Below are 9,902 nucleotides of genomic sequence, written 5' to 3'. Positions count from 1 at the left end.
GCCCTGCCCGCTGCCGCCCCCGGCCGACATCGAAGGCCCCGCGGCGCCCGCCGGTCCCGCGCGCAACGACGTCCTGCGCTGCTGAGAAGGCCCGCGCCCGCCCCGGCCCGTCCCCGGGCGGCGCACGTGCGGACTCCCTTCACATCAGCAGGCACGAGAGCAGAGAGACGTCATGCCCCTCGATCCCGCGCGCGTCCTGAGTGCGTATCTGCGTGCACAGGCCTACCGCGCCCCCGGACCGGACCCCAAGACCACCCCCACCGACGGTGAGCACCCCCCGGGTGCCGTGAGCCCCCTGCGCGACGCGGACCCCGCGTCCCCGGCCGAGGAGAAGCCTCCTGCCGGACCCGGCGCGGGCGTCCCCGTCGCGGAGGCCGAGCCGGCCGCGCCCCGCGGTGCACCGCCCACGCGGCCCGGCCTCTTCGCCCGGCTGCTGCTGTACGTACGGCAGGAGTAACCGGGCCCACCCGGCGGGCCGCCCGCTCCCGGCACCGGGAGTGGGCGGTCGCGCGCTCCGTCCGCCGGTGCCGGCCGGTGCCCTTTCAGGTGAAGCCGGTCCCCTTTCAGGTGAAGGGGGAGGCCCGGCCCGTCCGTGGCCCCCCGGCGCCGGGAAGGGGAATGCCCGTCGACGCTGATGAGGGAGAATCCATGCCGACCGACGATGTCGCGCGATTCCTTGGCGCCCTGAGCCCGGCCCACCGCGAGGAGGTCGGGCGCCAGCCGCGCGAGCGGCAGGAGAAGCTGGCCGCCGCCTGGGAGAAGGAGCTGCGCGAGGACACCGACCTCGACACGCTGAGCGAGCTGTCCCCGGCCGCCGCCGAGAGCGAGGCGGCCAGGCGGGTCGTCGAGGGCGGGGGCGGCGGCGGGGCGTAGGCGCGCCGACCGCCCGGCGTTCCCGCCCTCAGCCCTCGTGGGCGCAGACCACGAACGCCCGGAGCGACTCGCCGCCGCTGCTGGTGTTGGTGCCGCGGGTCACCCACTGGGTGCCCTGGGCGAACGAGTCCGTGAGGTAGACGTGGTGCGCCGAGGTCTCGCCGCCGCCCGAGATCGGTACGTGACCGGACGGGCAGATGGCGACGGCGGGGGCGTTCACCCCCGGGGCGACCTCGACGGGGTCGCCGAAGACCTGCCGGAAGCCGCCGGCCGGCACGCCGGTCACCGTCGGGTTGGGCGTCGACCGGGGAGCGGGGAGGATGCCGGGCCCGCCGTGGTGCTCGCTGTGGGCGGTTGCGGTTGCGGTCGCCACCCCGCCGGCGAGGACGACGGCGGCGACGCTCACCAAGCTGACGAAGCGTTTCATCGTTCCCCCTCGAGGATGCGGAATCACTAATTCCCTGATGTTACGGAGGGTGTTCGCGTGGTGACAAGGGGTTGAGGTAGCACTGCGGCGCACGCCGGGGGCGGCCACGGCGCGCACGCCGCCGACAGGTTTCAACCGGGCCGCGGCAGGTGAGAGCCCGTCACCCGGCACGGGCTCACGGCCGCGCGGTCCGGTGCCGTTGCCCGTCCAGGGCGTGGGGCAGGCCCCTGCGCCACCGCCGGAGGTCGTCGGCCTTCAGAGCCGCGTACTCCGGTGCCTCGTAGCCCGCGAACGTCGGCACCCCCGCCGCGCCCCCGGCCCCTGCCGCCGCGACCACCGCGGCGGCGGCCCGCCGGCCGGCCTCGTTCGCCGTCTCCATGGACGTGAAGTCGATGTTGCTGTAGGTGCGCACGTAGTCGGCCGCGAGGAAGAGGTTGCCGACCGCCGTCGCGGCGTCGGGGCGCAGCTCCCAGGAACCCGCGGTGTTGAGCAGGTACGGGTCGTCGTTGGTCAGTCCGCCGCGCCCGTCCTCGGCGATCGCCTCGTCCAGGTACCAGGTGTGCACCAGGTCCTCGGGCAGGCCCCTCCCGGCGGTGCCGCCGGCGTGCTGCTGCATCTGCGCCCACACCTCGCGGGCCACTTCCGCGCGGGTGCACCGCCGGGCCGGCCTGCCGTGGACGACGCCCGGCGTGTCCCAGTCGGAGATCACCACCGACAGTGATTCGACGGCCCGGCCGTCGCCCCACGCGCGGGCGAACGGGGCGCGCCAGAACCGCGACTGGGGCACCGAGACCAGCTTCCACGGCGAGTCGACGTGGACGATGTGCCCCTTGAGCACCGGCGCCGGGCGGTTCAGGAAGTACTGGATGCCGTTGCACCACGTCTGCTGCAGGCCGTCCATCGCGGCCAGGCGCGGGTCGGCGGCGCGCAGCGCCCGGTCCCAGAGCGCGGACGCACGGTCGGAGGGGACCGCGGCGACGAACCAGTCCGCCTCGATCCGGGCGGGCGAACCGCCGGGGGTGCGGGCGCGGGCCGCCGCGATCCGCCCGCCGCGCAGCTCCAGCGCCTCCACGGACCAGCCGAAGACGAACCGGACGCCGAGGCCGCGCAGATGGGCCGCCCACGGATCGATCCACGCCTCGCTGGTGGGCCCGTGGAAAATACGGTCGAAGGGGCCGTCGCTGCCCCGTTCCGCCAGGTCGTAGAGGATCGACTCCAGACCCTGGCCGCAGGTGCGGGCGCTGGCGTTCGCCGGGCGGAGGGCCTGCAGGAGCTGCACGCCCCCGCCCAGGAGGCGCTGGTAGTCCCGGGACATGCGCCCGGCCTCGATGTAGTCCCACCAGCCCACGTGCTCCCACTGGCCGAACCGCCGTTCGTCGCAGCTGGTGAAGAGGATCAAGGCCTGCCGGGCGAAGAAGGCCGCCTCCTGCGGCGGCAGGTGGAGGGACAGCTCCAGCGCACCGGCAAGTGACCGCACCAGCAGGCCCAGGTCTCCCAGGGGCGGCTTCAGCGGCTGGAGGGGTACGGGGACATCCGCCCGGCTGCCCGTGCGGGACAGCTCCATCCACTTCACCGTGGTCAGGTTGTCGAAGACGGAGCCGCCGCCGGGCAGGGGGATGCGGCGCAGCGTGTCGGGCAGGTTGTGGTAGAAGCCGAAGACCCCGCGGTGCCCGTGCTCACCGGGCAGGTCCCGGCGGCCCCCGGTGCCGGTGTGCGGCACGTACAGCGAACGGGCCTTGCCACCGGGGACGGCGCGGCGTTCGTAGACGGTGACGTCGAAGCCGCGTTCGGCGAGCTCGTGCGCGGTGGTCATGCCGCCGACCCCGGCACCCAGCACGGCCACGCGGCGGCCCGCGCGGCGCCCGGCCGGTGCGCGGCGCTCCGCGGGGCGGGCCGTGGCGGACGGCGGGAGCACCGCGAGCGGACCCGCCGCCCCGGCCGCGGCCGCCGCATAACGAAGGAGGTCCCGGCGTGAAGTGTCCGCCATCTGTCGTCACCTTTCGCGTGCTGCACGGGTGGGTGAAGGAGGAGAAGAGGGCTATGGGGCGGTCCCGGACGACGCTAGGCGGCCGGTGGGAGACGGGGGCGGTAACGGCGGGAACTCCACCGATCGGGTTGCGGCGAGGGGGCACCGTCGCGCGGGCCACCGGCCCGGCACCCTCGAACGTCAGTGGCCACGCGCGGCCGCGCACACCGGGCGGCCTATCGTGTACCGCTGCCGTCCACGCCGGGACGGCCCGACGGGAGAGGCGGCCGCGTGCCGGACACGTACAAGAGCATGCTGGACGCCGGGCTGAACAAGGCGTTCGACGTGTGGTCCAGCTATCTGGACGCCCGCACCGGCGAGGATCCCGCGGTCCGTGACCGGCTGCGCTCGGCACTGGAGTCGGCCCGCGCGGCCGCCGCCGGGGGAGACTCCGTCACCGCACGCACGCTGGTCGCGGACATGTACGACGACGCCCGCGCGGCAGGCCTGCGCTGGGCTCCGTCGCCGCCGCGCCCGTGCGAGGCCGACCGGCAGGCGCGCGACTACGCCAAGGACGACCTGCGGCACGTGCTCCCCGTGGAGTTGCGCGAGCACCTCGACAGCATCGCGATCTACCTGAGCGTCACGGGCCGCCGCCTGCGGACCGCCCCGGACATGGACGACGCCACCCGCCGGGACATCGGCTACATCACCGCCCGCGCCGGGATGGCCCTCGACCTGGCCCACGCGGCAGCAGCACAGCACGAACTCGAACGCCTCAAGGCCATCGCGCGGCGCTGGGGCGTGGAGCGCTAGGGCCGCGGCCGCAGCTGTCCTGGGGCGGAGCAGTCGGAGAACGTGCGGGCCGGTAGCCTCCGTCACCATGATGCGCGCTTGGATCCTGCCGATGTCGCTCGTGATCTGCGGCTCCGTCGCTGCGGCCGCACCGGCCGCTAGCGGGTCCCCCGGCGTGGCCGTTTCCCTGCTGGCGGTGTTCGCCCTGCTCGCCGGGCTGCACTCGCCCCTGGCGTTCCCGCGGTCGATCGGTGCGGCGGAGGCGCAAGGGCGCAGCGCGGCCGACGGACGGCCGGTCGTGTACTGGAGGGCGGGCTGCAAGTACTGCCTGCGGCTGCGGATCCGGCTGGGCCGTGACGCCCGCCGGCTGCATTGGGTCGACATCTGGCGCGACCCCGCCGGGGCGGCGGCGGTGAGGGCGGCCAACGACGGCAACGAAACGGTGCCCACGGTCATGGTGGCGGGCCGGCCGCACACCAACCCGGACGCCGCATGGGTACGCGCCCGGCTCTCCTCCTGACCCACGCAAGGGCGTCCGCCCTGTCGAGCGCATAGGCGTATCCCGGGGCGTGCAGGTGGAGGACGATCCGGCAGTTCTTCCGGGCATCGGCGGGTTTGGAACCCACACACCGGCGCCTGGGCGCGTCCAGCCCAACTCAGGTCGATCCGCGCGCAGTTCGGCGCCAAGCCGCCGCAGCCAGTGGTGGCTGGTTTGCCGTGGGGACCGGAGGGCCGGAGCGGCCTTAGCGTGTGGTGGGCGCTGCGGCCCGCTCTTCGGGGAGGAGACCGGATGGCAACGGCGAGAGGCGGATCCGGCGCGTACGAGCGCGCCTACGACCGCGACAGGCTGCGGCGGTTCCTGTCGGGTGAGGCGGTGGGGGAGGGGATCTCCCGCCGTGGCGTGCTGCGCCTCCTGGGAGCGGCGAGCGCCACCGGGGCCGTGGCCTCGCTGCCGGGCCTCGCGGTCGCGGGGCCCGCGGCGGCTGCGGAAGCGCCGAGCCGGCCGGACCCGCCGGACCGGCCGGGAATCGTCAAACCCCTGCCCACCGAGCTGTTCACGATCCGGGGCACGAACGCGGAGACCAACTGGGCGGCGCTGCGGGGCACGGGCTATCACACCCCCATCGACCGCTTCTTCGTCCGCAACCACACGGCGACGCCCGTCCTGGACCCGGCCCGGTGGCGCCTGACGGTGTGGGGCAGCGGGCTGCGCGGCGGCCCGGTGGAGTTCTCGTACGCGGACCTGCGCGCGCTGCCCGCCGTGACGACGAGCGTGTGCCTGGAGTGCGCGGGCAACGGCCGGAGCTACTACACCACCCAGCAGGGCGACGCGGTCACCGGCACCCCGTGGACGATGGGCGCCGTCGGGGCCGCACGCTGGCGGGGCGCGCGCCTGTCGGACGTCCTGCGCCTGGCGGGCCTGTCGGCACGGGCGGTGGACGTGATGCCGCGCGGCCTGGACGCGGCGTTCGTCACCGGAGGGACCGACCACGGGCGGGTGCGCAGGCCGATGCCGGTGGAGAAGGCCCTCGACGACGTCCTGCTGGCCTACGAGATGAACGGCCGCCCGCTCGCCCCGGACCACGGCAGGCCGGTGCGGCTGGTGGTGCCGTCCTGGGCGGGCATCGCGTCCGTCAAGTGGGTCGGGGACGTCGAGGTGTCCGACCGCCCGCTGTTCTCGCCGTGGAACACCGTCTTCTACCGGCTCTTCGGCCCCGGGCACCCGGCCGGCGGGAGCGCTCCGCTGACCAGCCAGCCGGTCCGCAGCGCCTTCGAACTCGCACCCGGTGCCCGGTTCGCCGCGGGCCGCGGGCACCATCTGACGGGGCGTTCGTGGTCGGGGCAGGGAGGGATACGCCGGGTGGAGGTGAGCACGGACGGCGGCGCCGCGTGGCGGCCGGCCCGGCTGCACGACGCGCCGCGCCCGGGCGGCTGGGTGCGCTGGAGCGCGGACTGGCGTCCGCGCGGCACCGGCCCCGCCCAGCTGCTGGCCCGGGCCACGGACACCGCGGGCAACACCCAGCCCGTCCGGTCCGTCCCGAACGAACAGGGCTACTCCTTCGACGCCGTCGTCCGGCACGCCGTCGAAGTCGTCTGACGCACGGCCGCGCAGGCCGCCCGACGCCCGTCGCCCCGCCCTTGCCCCGCGGACGGCGTCACCCCCGGGCGGCCTGCCGTGCGACGGCCCGCTAGGGTGCCTGCCCATGACCGAACTCGAACCCGCACCCGAACCCGGCTTCCTGCGCACGACCAGGGCGTTCTACGACGCCATCGCCACCGAGTACGGGGACCGCTACCGCGACTCCCTGGTCGCTCAGCCGCTGGAGCGGGCGATGCTCGGCGCCTTCGCCGAGCTCGTGCAGGGGGCCGGCGGGGGAACGGTCGCCGACATCGGGTGCGGCGAGGGCCGTGTGACGGCACACCTGAGCGCCCTCGGGCTGTCCGTGTACGGGATCGACCTGTCGCCGCAGATGGTTGCCCTGGCCCGGCGGACGCACCCGGAGCTGCGGTTCGAAGTGGGCTCCCTGCTGGAGCTGGACGTGCCGGACGGCACGCTCGCCGGGGCCTTGGCCTGGTACTCGATCATTCACACTCCGCAGGAGCTGCTGCCGGAGGTCTTCGCCGAGCTCCACCGGGTCCTGGCCCCCGGCGCCCCCTTGCTGGTCGCCTTCCAGGTGGGCGACGAACCCCTGCACATCGACCGGCCCTTCGGCCACGAGGTGTCGCTCGACTTCCACCGGCGGCAGCCGGACCGCATCGCCGAACTCCTCGGCCGGGCCGGGCTGGTGGTGCGTGCCCGGATGGTGCGCGAGCCGGAGGAGGGCGAAGGGGCTGCGCAGGCCTGCCTGCTCGTCCGGAAACCGGCCTGACGCGGCCCGGCGTCAGCCGGGAACGGCGGTGGGCTCCGGCCGTCCGGCGGGGAGGATCCCGTCGAGGATGATGCCGCAGACCGCGTGCAGTTCGGTGGGCAGGTCCAGGTGGGCGTCCTGGCCCTGCGCCTGGGACCAGCGGTAGAGCGTGCCCAGGTAGACATCGCGCAGCAGGCAGCCGACGCGGTGGGCGTTGACGCCCTCGGGCAGTTCGCCGCGTTCGCGGGCGGATTCGACGACCTTGGCAAATATCTCGCCGGCGTAGGGGGACCCCTGCATCGGCCGCCCGGCCTTCACCCAGGCCATCAGCAGGGAGCGGCCACCGTCCACTCCCTGATCGACCGGGCCGACGTGTTCGGGAGGGTGTCGGGGCCACGACCTCAGCTTCCTGGCCATGGCCGGACTCCTCGACGGCGACCGCCCCGCCGGAGGTGCTCCCCTGCCCCCGTCGACCTACCTGTCCACCTTCGCCGGCGGCGGCATGTTCCAGGCCCTCGGCATCCTCGCCGCCCTCCACGAGCGCGCCCGTTCCGGCCGCGGCCAGGTCGTCGACGCGGCCATGGTCGACGGCGCCGCCATGCTGGACGTGATGACCCGCCGGTGGCGGGACCTCCCGGGCATGACCACCGTCACCGACGCCCCCTTCTCCACCACCTACGCCTGCCAGGACGGCCTGCGCGACCGCCTCGCGGCGGCCTTCGCGAAGCACCCCCGCCACCACTGGACGAAGGTCTTCGACGAGCACAAGGCGTGCGTCGTCCCCGTCCTGGACCCGGCCGGGGCCGCCGGGCACCCGGCCCTGCACGAGCGGGATACCTTCGTCGAGGTGGCCGGCGCCCACCAGCCCGCCCCGTCCCCGCGCTTCAGCCGCACCCCGGCGGCCGTCCCGGCCCCGGCCCCCGCACCGGGCGAACACACCGCCGAGGTCCTGGCGGCCTGGCGGAGCCCGACGGGGGGTACGGACTAGGACCGGCGGCACGGAATCCGGTCCCCGGGACCGATCCGCACTCCCGCGTGCCCGCGTAGCGTGCCCGTCATGAACCCCATCGACACGAGTGGTGTGCTCGACGAAGCGCTGCAGCGCCTGCACGCCTCGGGCCCGGAGCGGCTCGGGCGGCTCACCAACCACGCCCCGATGGTGGCCGAGGCCCTCGTGGCGCACGGCCGGCAGGCCGCGGTGCACCGCTGGCTCGACCGCTACGAGGACCGGCTCGAGGACTTCCCCGCCCCCGTGGCCCCCGTCACCGACGCGGACTGGGCCACGGCGCTGGGGGACCCGCGCCGGGTCGCCGACTGGATCGCCTACTTCGGCCGCTCCCTGTCCGCACAGGACTGGAGGAGCCTCCTCGCGACGTGGTGGCCGCGCCTCCTGCCCGGACTGTACGGAGGGTCGACCCACACCGTGATCAGGACCGGCCACGCCGTACGCGCCCTCCTCGACCACGGGGAGAGCGAGCCCAGGCTGACCGAGCTGGCCCACGCCCTGGGCTACTGGGCCGCCCGGCACCACCCCCTCTCCGGCATCACGTGGCTGCCCGGCGCCACGGACGCGGGAGAGGCCCTGGAGGCCGTGCCGCCGATCCCGGTCCGTGAGGGAGGCTTCCCCACCAGGCTCGCCCTCGTCGGCCGGCTGCCGGTCTGGTCCGGTGAGGTCACCGACCCCGGCACGGCCCGGCAGCGGCTCGCCGAGCTGGTCCGCGCCACGACCCACCGCTACGCCACCCACGGCCACGGCGAGGCGACCATGCTGGTCCACGCGGCCACGGCCCCCAACGCCGTCCTGCGCAGCCTGCCCGCCCTCCCGCCCGCCCTGTGGGCGCCGAGCCTGCACGCCGCCTGGCGGGCCTCGGCCGCGGTGACGGCGATGTACGCGCCGTCACAGCCCGTCGCCCCGGTGCCTCCCGGCCGCGTCTCCGCGGAAGACGTCCTCGAACGCGCCCTGACGCACGGCGACGAGCACGTCATCAAGCTCACCGACACCGCACTGGACGTCGGCGACGAACAAGCACTCGCCGCCGCCCTGCGCGCCGTCGAACTGAGCACTCCCCTCTCCTGACCCCGGACCTTCGGAGACACAGCGGCCCCAAGTCTCACGTCCGCCTCACCCGTCCGGCGGAAGGAGACCGGTCAAGGGACCGGCGTCCTGCCGCCGGGACCGGGGGAGTGGTGAAGGTGGGGCCAACGGGGCCGGAGCGGACCGAAGTTGCGTAGCCGGCACTCGTTCGGCCCAATACGTGGTGCGCCGATCGGGGTAAGGGACATGTGGTACCCGGCCGGTATCAGGTGTCTCGGATCCGGCACGCACGCTTCTCGAGCACCCGCCCGGCGTACGGCAACAGGGGGCGAGATGAGCACACCCGCACCGATCCGCATTCTGCGCGGCACCGACCTGCTGGACCTCTCCTTCGGCTTCCCGGGACTGACGATCGACGACTCCGGCGGAAGGCGGCGGCTCGTCCGCGCCGATCCGCAGCGGGAAGGGCTGCTGCTCGTCACGTTCGGGCCGCAGCACGTGGTGGAGCAGACGTTCAGCGATCAAGTGCCGGGCGAGTCCCGGGAACTGCCGGTGGACTCCCGGATCAGCGGCAGGAGCGTACTGGTCTTCGAGGTCGGCCCGCAGGACTCGATCGCCTACACCGAGGACGGCCTCCTCGACGCCATGGGCAGGCTCCCGATGCGCGTGGTCGACGCCGCCCGCGAGCCCGACACGGCGCCGCCGACCGTCACCGTCCGCCCGGCCGGCGCTGTCGACGTCACCGCCCGGCCTGTCGACGTCACCGCCCGGGCTGTCGCCCTCGTACACCTCCTTCGCACGACCGCCGAACTGTCCGCCCGCTACGGCCTCGACGCCACCCTCGCGGCCGCCGCCGCGGCAGGAGCCGTCATCGAGACCTCGGCCCCCGACCGCACAGCCGCACCCGACCGCACAGCCGCCCCCGCCGCGCCGGTGGCGATCCGCCCCCAGGACCCC

11 protein-coding genes and 1 pseudogene are annotated in these 9,902 nt (G+C 74.9%); 9 read left to right on the top strand and 3 right to left on the bottom strand.

Annotation, left to right across the window (positions count from 1 at the left end; translation table 11 throughout):
• The first annotated feature begins 172 nt into the window (after positions 1-172).
• Both ACSNOG_RS30050 and ACSNOG_RS30045 read left to right on the top strand, forming a co-directional pair.
• Positions 173-457, top strand: a complete 285-nt coding sequence (locus tag ACSNOG_RS30050; protein WP_436755858.1) for a hypothetical protein — start codon at positions 173-175, stop codon at positions 455-457.
• Between the two features lie 191 nt (positions 458-648).
• Entirely contained in the window at positions 649-873 is a 225-nt protein-coding gene (locus ACSNOG_RS30045; RefSeq protein WP_436755857.1) for a hypothetical protein, read from the top strand.
• A 28-nt stretch (positions 874-901) separates the two neighbouring features.
• Here ACSNOG_RS30045 and ACSNOG_RS30040 read toward each other — a convergent pair whose 3' ends face one another.
• Together ACSNOG_RS30040 and ACSNOG_RS30035 are read right to left on the bottom strand one after the other, a co-directional pair.
• Positions 902-1,300, bottom strand: a complete 399-nt coding sequence (locus ACSNOG_RS30040; RefSeq protein ID WP_436755856.1) for a hypothetical protein — start codon at positions 1,298-1,300, stop codon at positions 902-904.
• Positions 1,301-1,475: 175 nt separating this feature from the next.
• Entirely contained in the window at positions 1,476-3,287 is a 1,812-nt protein-coding gene (locus ACSNOG_RS30035) for a hydroxysqualene dehydroxylase (protein WP_436755855.1), read from the bottom strand.
• Between the two features lie 270 nt (positions 3,288-3,557).
• Here ACSNOG_RS30035 and ACSNOG_RS30030 point away from each other — a divergent pair, with 270 nt between their 5' ends.
• The 4 genes from ACSNOG_RS30030 to ACSNOG_RS30015 all read left to right on the top strand — a co-directional run bounded on the left by ACSNOG_RS30030 (position 3,558) and on the right by ACSNOG_RS30015 (position 6,931).
• On the top strand, positions 3,558-4,082 hold the full coding sequence (locus ACSNOG_RS30030) for a hypothetical protein (RefSeq protein ID WP_436755854.1): 525 nt from the start codon (positions 3,558-3,560) through the stop codon (positions 4,080-4,082).
• A 67-nt stretch (positions 4,083-4,149) separates the two neighbouring features.
• Positions 4,150-4,581, top strand: a complete 432-nt coding sequence (locus tag ACSNOG_RS30025; RefSeq protein ID WP_436755853.1) for a glutaredoxin domain-containing protein — start codon at positions 4,150-4,152, stop codon at positions 4,579-4,581.
• Positions 4,582-4,851: 270 nt separating this feature from the next.
• Positions 4,852-6,159, top strand: a complete 1,308-nt coding sequence (locus ACSNOG_RS30020) for a sulfite oxidase (RefSeq protein WP_436755852.1) — start codon at positions 4,852-4,854, stop codon at positions 6,157-6,159.
• A gap of 106 nt (positions 6,160-6,265) precedes the next feature.
• On the top strand, positions 6,266-6,931 hold the full coding sequence (locus tag ACSNOG_RS30015) for a class I SAM-dependent DNA methyltransferase (RefSeq protein ID WP_436755851.1): 666 nt from the start codon (positions 6,266-6,268) through the stop codon (positions 6,929-6,931).
• 12 nt (positions 6,932-6,943) lie between these two features.
• On the opposite strand, the gene ACSNOG_RS30010 is transcribed toward ACSNOG_RS30015, so the two are convergent.
• Positions 6,944-7,327, bottom strand: coding sequence for a hypothetical protein (locus ACSNOG_RS30010; RefSeq protein ID WP_436755850.1), 384 nt, complete (start codon positions 7,325-7,327; stop codon positions 6,944-6,946).
• Here ACSNOG_RS30010 and ACSNOG_RS30005 point away from each other — a divergent pair.
• From ACSNOG_RS30005 to ACSNOG_RS29995, 3 genes and pseudogenes are all read left to right on the top strand, one after another.
• Positions 7,326-7,898: a CoA transferase gene (locus tag ACSNOG_RS30005; protein WP_436755849.1), complete on the top strand. Its 573-nt coding sequence runs from the start codon at positions 7,326-7,328 to the stop codon at positions 7,896-7,898. The genes ACSNOG_RS30010 and ACSNOG_RS30005 overlap by 2 nt on opposite strands.
• A 69-nt stretch (positions 7,899-7,967) precedes the next feature.
• Positions 7,968-8,987 (top strand): questin oxidase family protein, encoded by a 1,020-nt coding sequence (locus ACSNOG_RS30000; RefSeq protein ID WP_436755848.1) that lies wholly within the window; start codon positions 7,968-7,970, stop codon positions 8,985-8,987.
• Positions 8,988-9,278: 291 nt separating this feature from the next.
• Positions 9,279-9,902, top strand: a pseudogene (locus tag ACSNOG_RS29995) (hypothetical protein); the annotation flags it as partial.

The sequence above is a fragment of the Streptomyces sp. URMC 124 genome (assembly GCF_051386455.1).
GTDB lineage: Bacteria > Actinomycetota > Actinomycetes > Streptomycetales > Streptomycetaceae > Streptomyces.
The sequence above is the reverse complement of the archived record's forward strand: the minus strand, read 5'-3'. Positions and strand labels throughout refer to the sequence as shown.